15 protein-coding genes are annotated in these 15,457 nt (G+C 44.2%); 8 read left to right on the top strand and 7 right to left on the bottom strand.

Features of this window, described 5'->3' with window-relative positions:
* Window positions 1–2: 2 nt before the first annotated feature.
* Both ACOQOA_RS12290 and ACOQOA_RS12285 read right to left on the bottom strand, forming a co-directional pair.
* Complete coding sequence (locus ACOQOA_RS12290; RefSeq protein WP_420548916.1) at window positions 3–1,520, bottom strand: UbiD family decarboxylase; 1,518 nt, start codon at window positions 1,518–1,520, stop codon at window positions 3–5.
* Window positions 1,521–1,627: 107 nt separating this feature from the next.
* Window positions 1,628–2,578 carry a DMT family transporter gene (locus tag ACOQOA_RS12285; protein ID WP_420548915.1) on the bottom strand — a complete coding sequence of 317 codons (951 nt, stop codon included), beginning with the start codon at window positions 2,576–2,578 and terminating at the stop codon, window positions 1,628–1,630.
* Between the two features lie 242 nt (window positions 2,579–2,820).
* Here ACOQOA_RS12285 and ACOQOA_RS12280 point away from each other — a divergent pair, with 242 nt between their 5' ends.
* Window positions 2,821–3,192 (top strand): DUF4170 domain-containing protein, encoded by a 372-nt coding sequence (locus ACOQOA_RS12280; protein WP_420548914.1) that lies wholly within the window; start codon window positions 2,821–2,823, stop codon window positions 3,190–3,192.
* 21 nt (window positions 3,193–3,213) lie between these two features.
* Window positions 3,214–3,957, top strand: coding sequence for a hypothetical protein (locus tag ACOQOA_RS12275; protein WP_420548913.1), 744 nt, complete (start codon window positions 3,214–3,216; stop codon window positions 3,955–3,957).
* A gap of 61 nt (window positions 3,958–4,018) precedes the next feature.
* Here ACOQOA_RS12275 and ACOQOA_RS12270 read toward each other — a convergent pair whose 3' ends face one another.
* The 3 genes from ACOQOA_RS12270 to petA are packed head-to-tail and all read right to left on the bottom strand — an operon-like array spanning window position 4,019 to window position 6,682.
* Window positions 4,019–4,837: a cytochrome c1 gene (locus ACOQOA_RS12270; protein WP_420548912.1), complete on the bottom strand. Its 819-nt coding sequence runs from the start codon at window positions 4,835–4,837 to the stop codon at window positions 4,019–4,021.
* A gap of 13 nt (window positions 4,838–4,850) precedes the next feature.
* A complete protein-coding gene (locus tag ACOQOA_RS12265; RefSeq protein WP_420548911.1) occupies window positions 4,851–6,119 on the bottom strand; it encodes a cytochrome b in 1,269 nt (422 codons plus the stop codon).
* Window positions 6,120–6,133: 14 nt separating this feature from the next.
* Window positions 6,134–6,682, bottom strand: coding sequence for a ubiquinol-cytochrome c reductase iron-sulfur subunit (gene petA, locus ACOQOA_RS12260; RefSeq protein WP_155154011.1), 549 nt, complete (start codon window positions 6,680–6,682; stop codon window positions 6,134–6,136).
* Window positions 6,683–7,104: 422 nt separating this feature from the next.
* Between petA and ACOQOA_RS12255 the strand changes: the two genes are divergently transcribed.
* Window positions 7,105–7,572: a tRNA (cytidine(34)-2'-O)-methyltransferase gene (locus tag ACOQOA_RS12255; protein WP_420548910.1), complete on the top strand. Its 468-nt coding sequence runs from the start codon at window positions 7,105–7,107 to the stop codon at window positions 7,570–7,572.
* 89 nt (window positions 7,573–7,661) lie between these two features.
* Window positions 7,662–8,546 (top strand): oxygen-dependent coproporphyrinogen oxidase, encoded by an 885-nt coding sequence (hemF, locus tag ACOQOA_RS12250; RefSeq protein ID WP_420548909.1) that lies wholly within the window; start codon window positions 7,662–7,664, stop codon window positions 8,544–8,546.
* Window positions 8,547–8,564: 18 nt separating this feature from the next.
* Here the strand turns inward: hemF and ACOQOA_RS12245 are convergent, their stop codons facing one another.
* Window positions 8,565–9,845: an O-antigen ligase family protein gene (locus tag ACOQOA_RS12245; protein ID WP_420548908.1), complete on the bottom strand. Its 1,281-nt coding sequence runs from the start codon at window positions 9,843–9,845 to the stop codon at window positions 8,565–8,567.
* A 107-nt stretch (window positions 9,846–9,952) separates the two neighbouring features.
* On the opposite strand from ACOQOA_RS12245, the gene ACOQOA_RS12240 reads away from it, so the two are divergent.
* The 4 genes from ACOQOA_RS12240 (at window position 9,953) to ACOQOA_RS12225 (ending at window position 14,830) form a co-directional block, all read left to right on the top strand.
* Entirely contained in the window at window positions 9,953–11,452 is a 1,500-nt protein-coding gene (locus tag ACOQOA_RS12240; RefSeq protein ID WP_420548907.1) for a carboxypeptidase M32, read from the top strand.
* A gap of 85 nt (window positions 11,453–11,537) precedes the next feature.
* Entirely contained in the window at window positions 11,538–12,944 is a 1,407-nt protein-coding gene (thrC, locus tag ACOQOA_RS12235; RefSeq protein ID WP_420548906.1) for a threonine synthase, read from the top strand.
* Between the two features lie 32 nt (window positions 12,945–12,976).
* A complete protein-coding gene (locus ACOQOA_RS12230) occupies window positions 12,977–14,233 on the top strand; it encodes a M16 family metallopeptidase (RefSeq protein ID WP_420548905.1) in 1,257 nt (418 codons plus the stop codon).
* Between the two features lie 3 nt (window positions 14,234–14,236).
* Window positions 14,237–14,830, top strand: a complete 594-nt coding sequence (locus ACOQOA_RS12225) for a GNAT family N-acetyltransferase (protein ID WP_420548904.1) — start codon at window positions 14,237–14,239, stop codon at window positions 14,828–14,830.
* Window positions 14,831–14,839: 9 nt separating this feature from the next.
* Here the strand turns inward: ACOQOA_RS12225 and ACOQOA_RS12220 are convergent, their stop codons facing one another.
* Window positions 14,840–15,457, bottom strand: a complete 618-nt coding sequence (locus tag ACOQOA_RS12220; protein ID WP_420548903.1) for a ribonuclease HII — start codon at window positions 15,455–15,457, stop codon at window positions 14,840–14,842.

Below are 15,457 nucleotides of genomic sequence, written 5' to 3'. Positions count from 1 at the left end.
GATCACTTCTTCCAAATCTTTTGACCACTACCCGGTAGGTTGAGTTTTTCCCAGAGGTTATCGATTTTGTCGATGACCTCTTTTTCCATATAGATTTCTTCGCCCCATTCGCGTTTGGTTTCCGGATATTGTTTATCCGTGGCATCCAGACCGATTTTGGAACCAAGGGATGGTTCAGGACTTGCGAAATCAAGATAGTCGATCGGGGTATTTTCAATCACGGTGATGTCGCGTGCCGGGTCCATCTTGGTCGAGACCGCCCACATCACATCTTTCCAATCCCGTGCGTTGATATCGTCATCCACCACAATGATCCATTTGGTATACATAAACTGGCGTAGATAGCTCCATGCGCCCAACATCACCCGTTTGGCATGGCCCGGATAGGCTTTCTTCATGGAAATCACGGCGATACGATAGCTACAACCTTCCGGCGGTAGCCAGAAATCAGTAATTTCAGGGAATTGTTGTTGCAGAAGCGGGATGAAGACTTCGTTTAATGCTTCGCCCAACACAGATGGCTCATCCGGTGGACGGCCTGTGAAGGTGGAAAGGTAAATCGGCTTTTTGCGCATGGTGATCGCAGTAATGGTGAAGGTCGGAAATTTCTCCACAGAGTTATAATAGCCTGTGTGATCGCCGTATGGCCCTTCATCTTCATAATCATCCAAAGACACATGCCCTTCAAGGATGATCTCTGCTTCCGCAGGCACCTTTAATGGCACGGTTTTACAATCAACCAGCTCTACCTTCTTACCCCGTAGAAGGCCTGCAAATTGATATTCGGATAAAGTATCCGGCACAGGTGTCACCGCGGCTAAAATCGTGCCCGGATCTGCGCCTAGAACCACCGCTACAGGCAAGGGTTCGGATTTCTCATTCTTCCAACGTTGATGATGTTGTGCCCCACCACGATGTTTTAACCACCGCATGATGGTTTTATTTTTGGATAATTTCTGCATCCGATAGATACCCAGATTAAACACATCTGTCTTATCACTTTTCGGATTTGGTCCCTGTGTCACCACCAACGGCCAAGTGATCAAGGGTGCAGGCTCATCCGGCCAGCAGCCTTGGATCGGAATACGGTCCAGATCAATATCATCCCCTGTCAGAACCACTTCCTGACAAGGCGCTGATTTCACCGTTTTTGGCTTCATCGCCAAAACGGATTTGATCATCGGAAACATCTCAATTGCTTCTTTAATATTGGCAGGTGGTTCCGGCTGGCGGAAGAAGGCCAAAGTTTCGCCCACTTCGCGCAATTGGTCCGGCTCACGATCCATGCCCCATGCCACACGTTCCACGGTGCCAAACAGGTTTACCAGAACGGGTATTTCCGCCTTTTCGCCTTTTTCATTCACCGGATTTTCAAACAGGACGGCTGGTCCTTCTTCCGCCAAGAGACGGGTTTGAATTTCGGTCATTTCCAAATGGGTAGAAACAGGTTCGGATACACGGACCAAACGGCCTGTTTCTTCCAGTTTATCCATGAAATCACGAAGGCTTTTATACGGCATGATCTTCTTTAACTCTTATGAAATATGTCAGGAAGCTATGACATGGAAAATGCGTAGGTGCAAGTATCTGCAACGGATACCTGCGCCTACAATAATCATCGACGGGATTAATCGACAGGTTTCATCCAACGCTTACGCCAACCGCGTGTTAGCATTGGTGTTAATTCTACGAGGAAGACAGCTGATAAGATCAACGCACAACCGACAAAATCGATCGGGGAAAGACGTTCACCCAAGAAGGCCATACCTGTCATCGCGGCAAAGACGGTTTCCATGGAAATGATGATCGCCGCATCCGCAGGCCCTGTATATTTTTGTCCCAAGACCTGACAGGTAAAACCAATGCCCACAGAAATAAATCCGGCATAGGCCAACATCCATGCGGAATCTGTTAGTTGCGCCATGGTGACTTCTTCGGTGGCTACGGTGAAGATCAAACCAATGAAACCAACAGTCAGGAATTGGACAAAGGCAAAGAGAGCCGGTTTGCCGACACGTTGCCCATAAACCCCAACCAATAATACATGCATGGCCCAGAAAAAGGCCGACACCAAGACCCAGAAATCACCGATATTCAACTCAAACGCAGTACCCGATATATAAGCCCCATAGGCGCCACTTAAAATCGCGGTGCCCCCGATGCAGGCAAAACCCGCAGGCCATACGGACCAATGCACTTTACGACGAAATAACAACACACCTAAAACTGGTACCAGCAACACATAAAAGGCAGTCAGGAAACCCGCATTGGTCACGGTGGTATAGATGATGCCATATTGTTGGATATAAGCCCCGGCAAATAGACAAGCCCCTGTCAGGGAAAAGCCGAACCAGTCTTTTCCGGAAAGCAGTTCACGTTCCCCACGTGCGGCTTCATTTTTGATCGAATTCCATTCACGCCAGGCAAAGGGTGCCACAACCACAGCCCCCAGATAGAAACGGATTGCCGTAAAGGCCATTGGGCCAATACTATCCATTGCCACATGTTGAACAGCAAAGGTTGATCCCCAAATTGCTGCTGCTAACAGCAAACATAAATTCGCTTGCCATCTTGTCATGACCGCTTACTCCGCACCTGTGAATTTTCAATTTGATTGTTTCTAGAGGAAACGCCGAATTTGGAAAAGGCTTAATATATCACAACAGTATAGATTTCGCGGCAACTGCACTTTTTTCAGCCTTAGGGCGAATTTACTTTTTCACCTAGATGCGCTAAGACAGGAAAATAATAAATGAAAAGTAACTAGAATACTCAACAAGTATACTAACTCTAGGCTTTCAAGCTTTAGGAAGAGAGTACATGTCTGAACAATATTTTGTGGTCGGCGGGCTATATAAAGACACAACATTCACCGATATGGCAGAGGGGCATAAATTGGCCCGTCTTGGACCATTCGACAATTATGATGAGGCCGTTGCGGTTTGGCGTGCAAAAGCAATGGAAACCATTGATGAAGCTTATGCAAAATTCAACATCGAAAAAGCATCTCATAGTGAATATTTCGTAATTGGCGGGGAATATACCGATACAGATTTCAAAACCATCAAAGATGGTGCGGAAAACAAATTCGGCCCTTATGCGTCTCGTGATGAAGCACGTAACAAATGGAAAGCCCTTTCCATGGCAGATATTGATAACTGCTACGTGCGTTATCGCATCGAAAAAATGTAAGCTTTCTTTTTCACGCTTCTTATGAGCATCGAAGATAAATTACATCGTGCGCGGGCCTATCCATATGATAGCCCGCGCTTTTCATATCTGTATCATGATGGGGATATTAAAGATTTTAATCTATCCTTGGTCCAAGATCGAACACCTGTCCTCGCGTTCGGGTCTAATAAGGCGCCCTCCCAACTTAAGCGAAAATTTGGTCATCTAACTGATCAGTTGATACCTGTCGAACAGGTGAAGCTACATGATTTTGATGTGGTCTTTGCGGCCCATATTACATCATACGGAGCTATTCCGGCGATGTTGCAACATTGTCCGGATGTAATTGTCTCCGTTGCCATTACATGGCTGGATGAAACACAGCTCGACATTATGCATAAAAGCGAGCTTTATGCGGCGAATTATAGTTTTGCAGAATTAAATAACATGCGCATTGATCGTGCAGATCAATCCTCGCTCAATCAAATCTATGCTTATATCGGCGAACGCGGACATTATTGTCCTTCAGGAAATCAATCGGATGCAATTTCCATTTCTGATATCCATGCCGAAAACAGGAGATGGGACAAGGAAACAACCGCCTCTTTATTAAGCCGATTACATCAGCAATTGAAAATCAAAGAAAGCGAAGAAGATTTTATCCTTCGATTAATTTCAGATGTGGAATATCGCCGTGGGATAACAGCACGGATCAGCCAAGATGAAACCGCCTTTGCCTATCCTTACAAAATCATCACATCTGGCGATGATTTAGATAAAAGATAAAAAAACGGCCTCTCATTTCTGAGAGGCCGCTTTAATCGGAATTCGGTTACGTAAAGAAGGATTACTTCTTAACGTTTGCCCAGCGACGACGCTTCGCAGCGATCGACAAGCCAAGCAATACAACCAAGAACAAGATAACCATCAAGCCCATGCTTTTGCGCTGTTCCAATTCAGGTTCAGACGCCCAAGCAAGGAATGTGGAAATGTCACGAGACATTTGTTCTACGGTCGCAGGTGTGCCATCTGCATATTCTACTGCATCTTCAGAAAGTGGAGGTGCCATAGAAATTGCATGACCAGGGAAGTATGCATTCCAATACTTACCTTCTGCAACTGCTTGTGTATCATCATAACCTGTCAACAAGGCATATACATAATCCGCACCAGACGCGGTACCACGACCAGCCATCCATTGTGTGAAGTTATATGGAATATTGCCATGACCTGTTGCACGCGCTTTTACGAGCAATGAGAAGTCAGGTGGATATGCACCATCATTTGCAGCACGTGCTGCGTTTTCATTCTCAAACGGGTTTGCGAAACGATCTGCAGGAACACCAGGGCGTTCAAACATTTCACCTTCGTCATTTGGGCCCGCGATCATAGTTGCTTCAGCAGCAATTGCTTTGATTTCAGCTTCGTTATAACCCAACGCATCAAGGTTACGATATGCAACCAAGTCCAAGCCGTGACAAGCAGAACAAACTTCTTGATACACTTGGAAACCACGTTGTGCAGAGGCCTTATCGAAAGAACCAAAGAAACCGGTCCAAGACCATTTTTCTTGCGGTGCGTGAACACCACCCGCAGCATTTGCGGAAGAAGCAGCACCAAACGCCATAGCGGCTACTGCTGCGAGCGAAACAATAAATTTACGCATAATATTCGCTCCCTTATTCAGCTGCGTCGAGGACAGGTTTAGAGATAGAAGCCGGCAATGGCTTCGGACGCTCAAACCAACCAACAACTGGTGTTAGAACCAACAGATGTAGGAAATACCAGAAGGTCGCCCAGTAAGATGCTGTCACATACCAACCTTCAGCTGGTTTACCACCAAGGTAACCCAAGAATAAAACGTCGATTGTGAACACAATTACCAACCATTTATAAACGGGACGGTAACGACAAGAACGAACTTTGGATGTATCCAACCAAGGTAATACTGCCAACAATGCGATAGACGCAAACATTGCCAATACACCTGCCAACTTCGCATCCATCAACCAAGAGATTGGGATATACAAGAAGCTGTCTTCGGTGAAAGCACGCAAAATTGCATAGAAAGGTAGGAAATACCATTCAGGCACGATATGCGCTGGTGTAGATAATGGATTTGCCGGGATATAGTTATCCGGATGACCCATATAGTTTGGCGCATAGAATACGAAGAATGCCCATGCTAATACAAATACAACGATCGCTGTTAAATCTTTCGCTGTCATATATGGGTGGAACATAACTGTATCTTGTGGACCTTTTGGATCGATACCATCCGGGTTGTTAGAGCCTGCAATATGCATCGCAATGATGTGCAAGATAACAAGACCAAGAATAACGAATGGCAACAAGTAATGTAGTGCAAAGAAACGGTTCAATGTCGGGTTATCAACGGAGAAACCACCCCAAAGCAATGTTACAACGAAATCACCGACAACAGGGATCGCAGAGAACAAGTTGGTAATTACTGTCGCACCCCAGAAAGACATTTGACCCCAAGGCAGTACGTAACCCATAAAGGCTGTACCCATCATCAACAAGAAGATGATAACACCAAGGATCCAGATGATCTCACGAGGTTGTTTGTATGATCCGTAATAAATACCACGGAAAATATGAATGTAGACCACGATGAAGAACATGGATGCGCCATTCATGTGAATATAGCGGATCAACCAGCCATAATTCACATCGCGCATGATACGTTCAACAGATTCAAACGCGTAATCAACATGTGGTGTATATTGCATTGCCAAGATAATACCGGAAACAATCATTCCGATCAGGGCAATCATAGCCATCCCACCGAAAGACCAGAAATAGTTCAGGTTCTTTGGTACAGGAAAGCCTGTATATTCATTATGTAAATATGTAAAAACCGGCAGGCGTACGTCAACCCAACGTACAACTGGGTTTTTGAATTCTGGTGCAGGTGCGCCACTCATCTTTAAAACCCTCCTTAGCCGACTTTAATAACAGAATCACTGGTGAAAGAGTATTCAGGAACCACCAAGTTAATCGGTGCAGGACCTTTACGAATACGACCAGATGTATCGTAGTGAGAACCATGACATGGGCAGAACCAGCCACCAAAATCACCTTTTGGTTCGCCGTCTTTTTGGCCCAATGGCACACAACCCAAATGGGTACATACGCCAATCATCACAAGCCATTTAGGCTTCTGAACACGTTCAGCGTCGGTTTGTGGATCAATCAAAGTAGCAACATCAACTGCTTCTGCTTCTTCGATTTCAGCCGCTGTGCGATGTCTAATAAACACCGGCTTACCACGCCATTTCAATGTAATAGCCTGACCTTCTTCGATTCCATCAATGTTTACTTCCGTAGAAGCCAACGCCAACACGTCCGCAGACGGGTTCATAGAATCGATCAACGGCCACGCAAAGCATGCGCCACCCACAGCTGTTGTAGCTGTAGCAGCGATATTCAGGAAGTCGCGACGGGAGGTATCCTCCGGTTGAGCCGCGTTCTGGCTTGTATCCGCCATTTTCGTCCCCTCATTCCGATCACAATTTGGCCTGTTACCAGGCCGGTTTAGATCTGTTTCCAGATCCGCTTCATAGCTCTCATATATGAGAACCGGTTCCGTCATTTATCCGGTTTTGAATTTCGAACACGAAATTTCCCCAAAACAACTGGATAAACTACCTCATGCCAAAAACGCCACAAACCAGCAGAAAAGCTGGCTTCAAGCGTTTTCCTCAACCCTTCCGGTTTAAGGAAGGCATGAATCTATCGGTTTTCCTATACAAGATTAGCCCCTTATTGGAAAGGAAAAGATCGCGAAAATGTGATAATAATCTTTGATTTTCTTTTAAAAATCTTTGAAAGAGGCTAAAAGCAACGACTATCAGAGGGCTTTACATTAGACCCACTATAAAAACAAAATTAGCTGTAAGGATTTAAACCTTGTCCAACACAAAATTACGCCTCGCTATGTATCAACCTGACATTCCACAAAATGTTGGCACAATGATGCGCTTTGCCGCCTGCATGGGGATGGGGATCGATATTATTGAGCCATGCGGTTTTGTTTGGGCGGAAAAAAAGATGCGTCGTGCTGGCATGGACTATTTAGATGATGTGGATTTCACTAAACATCGTAACTGGGATTACTTTGTTGACCAATTACCTGGACGTTTGCTGCTTCTCACCACCAAAGGAGCTGTAGGGTATACAGACTTTCAGTATCAAGAAAATGATACCCTACTTGTTGGACGTGCGTCATCAGGTGTACCGGAAGAAGTCCACCAACGAGCTGACGGACGGCTACTCATCCCTATGCAAGAAGGTATGCGATCCATTAATGTTGCCTTATCTGCAGCAATGGTATGTGGTGAGGCTTTGCGCCAAACTCAAACATTTCCGCAGATATAGAAGCTTATCTGCCATTGCCAAAGACATTGCACTTTTCTTAGAATGATTTTAGTTAGTGCACCTTCACTCTAAATATTCAGGACACCTTCATGACTGACGCAGCCTTTCCACAAGAACTTCAAGAAAAACAAGACCAAGCATCCCAATGGTTTAAAAGTTTGCGAGATCAAATTTGTGCTGCTTTTGAAGCTATCGAAGATGACTTAATTGGGACAAACGCTGATAAAGAGGTTGGTCGTTTTGAACGTAAAACCTGGGAGCGCCCCGATTCCGAAGCCAGTCATGGCGGTGGCGGTGAAATGTCTATCATGCGCGGCCGTGTCTTCGAAAAAGTCGGGGTTAATATCTCTAAAGTTCATGGTGTTTTTTCCGAACAATTCAGAAAAGAAATCAATGGCGCGGAAGAATCGGATGGTCAGTTCTGGGCGTCTGGTATTTCGCTGGTCGCACACCATCACTCCCCCCTTGTACCTGCTGTTCATATGAATACCCGTTTTATTTGTACCTCACAAAGCTGGTTTGGTGGGGGTGCCGACCTAAACCCGATGTATGAAGTTGATGAAGATACGCAAGACTTTCATCAAGCCTTCAAAACAACATGTGATAAATATAACGAAGAATATTATCCAAAATTCAAAAAATGGTGCGACGAATATTTCATGATCAAACATTGGGATGAGCCACGCGGTGTTGGCGGTATCTTCTATGACAGTTTGAATACAGGTGATTGGTCAGAAGATTTCAGCTTTACCCAAGATGTGGGCAAAACCTTTCTCGACATATATCCAAAGCTAGTCCGCCGCCATTTCAACAACAGCTGGACCGAAGAACAACGTGAATGGCAGTTGGTAAAACGTGGTCGATATGCTGAATTTAATTTGGTCTATGACCGCGGTACACGTTTTGGACTGATGACAGGTGGCAATCCAGAAGCCGTATTAATGTCCTTACCCCCCGAAGCCAAATGGCCTTAGAGCTTTCAAAGCGTCAGATTATTCTGACGCTTTTTCTTTTACCACGGTCATCATCATCGCCAAAATCATAAAGAAACTGATAAGCCACCATGCTGACCAGATAGAAAATGCCGCCATGGAAGTTATCCAGAAACTGCAAAAGAAATAAAGGATCACAAAGATCATCTTTCTATCCACATTCTTTTGGCGAAGCAAATTTTGTAAATCCAATATAAACATCGCAATCACCGATAAAACTAAAATGACCCCGATAATGCCTGTTTCAACAGCTACCTCTAAAACCCAGTTATGTGGATGTGATGGAACATACTCTTGCCCTTTAAAGAAGACTAACTTCGTATTTGCATGCTCTGTTTTAGCGATACCATCAATACCAACCCCAAATACGGGATTAGCCTGTAATTTTTCATAAACGAAAGACCATATCACCTGCCTATGATGATCGGGATATGACAATGCAGGTGCAGGAACATCCCCTATTTTCTCAATCGGTGCCAAACGTTCCATAATTGAAGCCATGCCGATTAATGCCACTACAAATAATAACGTAACAACAATTTTTCGCCATATCATCGGCAAAACCGTAAGCATCATAAAAAATGCGGCCCCGATCAGCCCCAATACATTCCCAGCCATAGCCGAGCGATTTCTCAACGGAGAGTAATTATCTGCATAGATAAACAGAATCAAAACCACTATAGAAGCAGCGTATAGCCAGCGATTTGGTGTTTGAGAATGTAATAAAAAATATAATGCGACAGCCAAAAAAACAAAGGCTAAAGCACTATCATTTTTGTAGAAAATCAAACGATTAGTAATACCTAACCAATCATAAAAAACTGTCTGGAAAAGCGGAATATTAAAGTAAATAAAATAAACGCCAGTTAGACACCAGATAACAAATACGGCTAGCCCAATTTTCATACCGTGTTGGGCAAGTCCTTTTCTTGATCTCGCATAATGATAAAACATCACGGCGATAACAATCATCATCAAAGTTCGTATTGTCACTTGTATTGACTTGGCGGGATCAATAGAAAACATCGACGTAATCGAAAACCAGCTAAAAATAGCGATAATCCCAAGTCCGATAGCTGTATTGCGATATGTCCATATCTTTCGAAAATTTTCTGTTTTTAAAAATCTGAAAACCAGTAAAACAACCGCAGGAACAAGCATAATTGCCACCCCAACACGGCTAATTGGCGACAAGGCAACACCTACACCAAACAACCCTGCCATCCAATAGTCTAAACGGTCTGCATCCAACTGATTAGGCTGTCCTGTGAAATTTGCCATAGAATTCTGCTTTACTGTGAATATGAAATCATTAAAAATTCGCAGCACTATAACAATCCCCACTTATTAGTCCATTTATAAAATAGAACATTTTCAGGCATTATCTTATGAACATTTCTTCCCCATATCAGACTTTAGAAAATCTTTTCCGTGAAACAGCCTTAATAGGCGAAGCTATGTCTGTCCTGCATTGGGATATGGCAGTTATGATGCCACGCGGTGGCTTTGAAGCCCGCGGTGAACAATTAGCAGCCCTAAAAGTGATTGAACATACCAAAGCTGTTGATCCAAAAATTGGTGATCTTTTAAACCAAGCTGAAGAAACAGCCGCGTCGGAATTAAATGAATGGCAACAAGCTAATCTTAAAGAAATGCGCCGAGGATATGTTCATGCAACAGCATTAAAAGCCGATCTCGTAGAAGCACATTCCATTGCCTGTTCAAATTGTGAGTCTATTTGGAGAGAAGCAAAGAAAGAGTCTGATTTCAACGCAGTGTTACCTGCCTTGCAGGAAGTTTTAGACTTAAGTATTCAAGTTGGAGAAGCTAAAGCTGATAAACTTGGTTTAAGCTTATATAACGCATTACTCGATCAATATGAACCAGATGGGCGTGCCGAAGAAATTGCGCCAATTTTTGAAGATTATGCAGCTTTTCTACCTGAATTTCTGACTGAGGTTATAGACAAGCAATCTCAACTAGGCCCCAAACCCGTCACAAGAGGCCCGTTTTCCGTCGATATCCAACGCCAAATCACCAAAAAATTCGCCGAAACAGTTGGCTTTGATTTCGAAGCTGGCCGATTAGATGAAAGTGCACATCCATTTTCAACAGGCCATCGTGGCGATCAACGTATTACCGTTCGTTACGAAGAAGATACATTTGGCCCCGGCCTAATGGCTGTTTTACATGAATGTGGTCACGCCATGTATGAAAAAGGTCTTCCAAAAGAATGGGCGCTACAGCCAGTCGGTGAATCTCGTGGCATGGCAATCCATGAAAGCCAATCCTTAATTGTGGAAATGCAAGCTTGTCGTTCCCGTGAATTCTATCAATGGGCAGCACCTGTTTTGCAAGCAGCTTTTGGGCAAGTAGAGGGATTTGGAATTGATGAACTTCATCGCGATGCTATTTGGGTGGAACCCGGCTTTATTCGTGTGGATGCAGACGAAGTTACCTATCCTGCTCATGTCATTTTACGCTTCCAATTGGAACAAGCACTTTTAAATGGCGATATGAAACTTACAGATCTACCTGCTGCATGGAATGAAGGCATGGAAAAACTGCTTGGGATCACCCCACCTAATCATGCGCTAGGATGTATGCAGGATATTCATTGGTTCGATGGCGCTTGGGGATATTTTCCGACCTATACCTTAGGTGCAATGTCCGCAGCGCAACTTTTCCAGGCCGCAAATGAAGCCAGACCGGAAATCAAAACTGAAATTGGTAAAGGAAACTTCGAACCATTAATGTCTTGGCTTGGCGAAAACATTCACCAAAAAGCATCTAGATATAGCTCCCAAGAGCTAATGAAACAGGCAACTGGACGTGTATTAGACCCAACTGCTTTCAAAAATCATCTAACAACGCGCTATTTAGGGTAATTTTTCGTAAGCGAAGCTTGCGATAGCCGTTATCTGCGCTTAAAAGAACATCTAACATTAATTTTCATCTATCTGGCGATATCTCATGCAATATATCTCTACCCGCGGACAAGCTCCGGCTCTTAACTTTGATGAAGTTCTACTTTCTGGCTTGGCGCGCGATGGTGGCCTTTATGTACCAGAAACTTGGCCTCAATTTACTGCTGATGACATTCGTGAAATGCGCGGCTTACCATATGATGAGCTTGCGACAAAAATCATGTATCCGTTCGTAGAAGGCAGCATCCCGAAAGATGATTTTGCCAACTTGGTAGCTGACGCCTATGCAGGTTTTGAGCATGATGCTGTATTGCCAATGAAACAATTGGATTCTAACAGCTGGATGATGGAGCTTTTCCATGGTCCGACTTTAGCTTTCAAAGATGTCGCATTACAGCTTCTCGGCCGCCTTTTCGATTATGTTTTAAAGAAACGTAATGAACGAGTGCTCATTGTCGGCGCGACATCTGGCGATACCGGTTCCGCTGCGATTGAAGCATGTCGTGATCGGGATTGTATTGATATTTTCATTTTACACCCGCATGAACGCACCTCTGACGTCCAACGTCGTCAAATGACAACTGTGTTATCCAGTAATGTATCTAACATTGCTTTACGTGGTAGTTTTGACGATTGTCAGGATATTGTAAAAGCCCTGTTTAATGACATGAATTTCCGTGATCAATATAATCTATCTGCGGTAAATTCTATCAACTGGGCGCGTATTATGGCTCAGATCGTATATTATTTCTATGCGGGTATTTTGGTAGGTGCGCCAGATCGCGCTGTTACCTTCTCTGTCCCGACAGGTAACTTTGGTAATATCTTTGCGGCCTATGCTGCCCATAAAATGGGCTTGCCTGTTGATCAGTTAATCGTTGGCTCAAACAGCAACGATATCTTAACGCGCTTCTTACAAGACAATGATATGTCTATGTTGGAAGTTGAACCTAGCTTATCTCCCTCCATGGATATTCAGGTTTCCAGTAACTTTGAACGTCTTCTATTTGATTTATTGGATCGTGATGGTGAAAAAGTGGAAGAAGTGATGAACACCTTCCGCAGTACAGGAAAAATGCCGTTAGACACCTCAAAATGGGAATTGGCAACTCGTCTGTTTACAGGACATCGTTTGTCTGATGAAGAAACATTAGGGGCTATTGGCGCGATTCATCAATCCACAGGTGAACTAGTTGATCCGCATACGGCTGTTGGTATCATCGCAGGCTGGACACAACGCCTTGAACCTGCCTCACCGCTTGTTTGTATGGCGACCGCGCATCCTGCAAAATTCCCTGATGCTGTGGAACAAGCTACGAATATCCGCCCACCTCTACCGTCACGTCTAGCAGACCTGTTTGAACGTGAGGAAAAATATATTGTGCTGGATAATACTGTTTCTGCAATTCAGGCAGAAATTAAAAAGCATAACCGTGCAGGTACCCAAAACTAATTCCGTTACTTGGTGAAGATTAAAGAGATAAGATGAGCAACGTTCAAACTTCAACACTTTCTAATGGCCTTCGCGTCGTCACCGCAGAAATGCCATTCTTTGCATCAGTGAGTGTTGGGGTTTGGGTAGGCACAGGCGCACGCGCCGAAGAAGCAGCAATCAACGGCGCCGCTCATTATCTTGAACATATGGCGTTTAAAGGCACCACAAGCCGTACGGCGCGTGATATTGCGTTAGAAGTGGAAAATGTTGGTGGTTATTTCAATGCATATACTGCACGTGAAAACACAGCTTACTTCTTAAAAGTACTTAAAGACAATCTACCTCTGGCAGTGGATATTCTCTCCGACATTCTTCAAAATCCGATTTTTGATCCTGAAGAACTTGAACGTGAACGCGGAGTAATCCAGCAAGAGATTGGACAATCTCTCGATACACCTGATGACATTATTTATGACTATTTTCAGGAAACTGCCTATCCGGACCAAGCTATGGGTCGACCAATTCTAGGTACTTCTGACACGGTTCAACAGATGAGTCGGGAAAATCTAATCAATTTTATGGACGCGCGTTATCGACCAAGAAATATGGTTTTAGTTGCGGCGGGGGCAGTCTCTCACGCAGAGTTATTGAAACTTGCAGAAGATCATTTTGGCAATCAAAACGATGCAGCAACTCCCACAATTGAGAATATAAACTATCAAGGCGGTGACTTTCGTGATGATAAAGAGAGCGAGCAAGTTCATTTTAAACTAGGGTTCGACGGTGTTGCCTATGGTAGTGATGACCAATTCCCAGCAACAATTCTGTCCACCTTATTAGGGGGCGGTTCCTCATCTCGCTTATTTGAAGAGATTCGCGAAAAACGCGGGCTCGTCTATTCCGTTTATAGTTATTCGGAATCCTTTATAGATGGCGGCTTATTCGGAATTTACGCGGGTACAGGCGAACAAGAAATTTCAGAACTGATTCCTGTCCTTTGTGATAGTTTGAATGATTGTCGTCATAACATTAACACCGATGAGTTAGAACGCGCAAAAACACAGCTTAAAGCAACTATCTTGATGGGTATGGAATCTTGTGATGCACGTGCCAACCAATTAGGTACGCAACTGTTAACGTATAATCGTTTCTGGACGATGGAAGAATTATCGCGCAAGATAGAAGCCGTGAGTATTAAAGAAGTTCAACAAGTTGCGGAGAAGATATTCTCAACAACACCAACATTGGCAGCTATTGGACCACTTTCAAATCTTGAATCTTATGATCAGATCCGGGGTAGATTGTAATTCATGTCAAAGCTTTGGCTAAAGCGTGTACCAAATATCAGATTAGCGGGACCTAGAATACATATTAGGCCCCCGGTCAAATCTGACATGGATGACTGGATCGATATCCGGGTAAGAAATCTTGATTTCCTGCGCCCCTGGGAGCCGCAACGACCAGCGAGTTTTCTAACCAAACGCGGTTATATCAACTATATTGCAAGCCTACATGCAAATTGGGAAGCAGGCCGTGGCGCATCTTTTTTCATCATTGATAACGAAACTGACGCCCTAATGGGTGGCGTTAATATGAACAATATTCGCCGTGGTGTCGTTCAAAGTGCCAATGTGGGCTATTGGCTAGGTGAAGAATTTACCCAACAAGGCTTTATGTTTGAGGCACTTGGGCTTTGCCTGAATTATGCGTTCAACGTACAAAATTTACATCGCATCGAAGCTGCTTGCCTGACAGAAAATACAGCAAGCCGCCGTTTACTAGAAAAAATTGGCTTTTCCGAAGAAGGCCTGGCACGTAAATATTTATGTATCAACGGGCAATGGCAAGATCATGTCACCTATGCCATTCTTGGATCTGACCCACGCCCCAATCCATATGAATAACTTCTTGATTTAGGTTTCGAGCAAAGCCGCAATTGGTTTAAAACTTTTGCGGTGATGAGGGGTCACACCTTTTTCTGCCAAACCATTCTGATGAGCTTTAGTACCGTAACCTGCATTTTTCTCCCACGCATAATGGGGATAATCTTCTGCCAGTGATTTCATCAGATGATCACGTTTAACCTTAGCCAAGATAGAGGCAGCAGATATAGACAGGCTTTTGCCGTCCCCCTTCACGACCGTTTGCGTCGGAAGCCCTAAATCAGGATCTTTATTACCATCGACTAAAACTGCATCTGGCTTTTGTGAAAGGCTCTGAACAGCACGGCGCATCGCAAGAAATGTCGCTTGAAGGATGTTCAACTCATCAATTTCTTCAACAGAAGCTTCACCATAAGCATAAATGACGTGCTCCTGAATTTGCGTATAAAGGGCCTCGCGCTTTTTCTCACTTAACTTCTTGGAATCATCTAATTGGTCAAATAATTCTTTTGGAAATGTCTTCTGATCAATGATCACCGCACAGGTAACGACAGGCCCAGCCCAAGGACCGCGCCCCACTTCATCCACGCCAGCCACTAACTGATAGCCCTCCTTTTGGAAAGCTTGTTCAAGCGAAAAGTCTGGCAT

Origin of the sequence: Curvivirga sp., assembly GCF_965219885.1 — a bacterium.
GTDB lineage: Bacteria > Pseudomonadota > Alphaproteobacteria > UBA8366 > Aestuariispiraceae > Curvivirga.
The sequence above is the reverse complement of the archived record's forward strand: the minus strand, read 5'-3'. Positions and strand labels throughout refer to the sequence as shown.

Excerpts from the sequence above, each read along its gene's own strand:
- ACOQOA_RS12290 (WP_420548916.1), bottom strand. The coding sequence starts at position 1,520 with ATGCCGTATAAAAGCCTTCGTGATTTCATGGATAAACTGGAAGAAACA.
- ACOQOA_RS12285 (WP_420548915.1), bottom strand. The coding sequence starts at position 2,578 with ATGACAAGATGGCAAGCGAATTTATGTTTGCTGTTAGCAGCAGCAATT.
- ACOQOA_RS12280 (WP_420548914.1), top strand. The coding sequence starts at position 2,821 with ATGTCTGAACAATATTTTGTGGTCGGCGGGCTATATAAAGACACAACA.
- ACOQOA_RS12275 (WP_420548913.1), top strand. The coding sequence starts at position 3,214 with ATGAGCATCGAAGATAAATTACATCGTGCGCGGGCCTATCCATATGAT.
- ACOQOA_RS12270 (WP_420548912.1), bottom strand. The coding sequence starts at position 4,837 with ATGCGTAAATTTATTGTTTCGCTCGCAGCAGTAGCCGCTATGGCGTTT.
- ACOQOA_RS12265 (WP_420548911.1), bottom strand. The coding sequence starts at position 6,119 with ATGAGTGGCGCACCTGCACCAGAATTCAAAAACCCAGTTGTACGTTGG.
- petA (WP_155154011.1), bottom strand. The coding sequence starts at position 6,682 with ATGGCGGATACAAGCCAGAACGCGGCTCAACCGGAGGATACCTCCCGT.
- hemF (WP_420548909.1), top strand. The coding sequence starts at position 7,662 with ATGACTGACGCAGCCTTTCCACAAGAACTTCAAGAAAAACAAGACCAA.
- ACOQOA_RS12245 (WP_420548908.1), bottom strand. The coding sequence starts at position 9,845 with ATGGCAAATTTCACAGGACAGCCTAATCAGTTGGATGCAGACCGTTTA.
- ACOQOA_RS12240 (WP_420548907.1), top strand. The coding sequence starts at position 9,953 with ATGAACATTTCTTCCCCATATCAGACTTTAGAAAATCTTTTCCGTGAA.
- thrC (WP_420548906.1), top strand. The coding sequence starts at position 11,538 with ATGCAATATATCTCTACCCGCGGACAAGCTCCGGCTCTTAACTTTGAT.
- ACOQOA_RS12230 (WP_420548905.1), top strand. The coding sequence starts at position 12,977 with ATGAGCAACGTTCAAACTTCAACACTTTCTAATGGCCTTCGCGTCGTC.
- ACOQOA_RS12225 (WP_420548904.1), top strand. The coding sequence starts at position 14,237 with ATGTCAAAGCTTTGGCTAAAGCGTGTACCAAATATCAGATTAGCGGGA.
- ACOQOA_RS12220 (WP_420548903.1), bottom strand. The coding sequence starts at position 15,457 with ATGCCAGACTTTTCGCTTGAACAAGCTTTCCAAAAGGAGGGCTATCAG.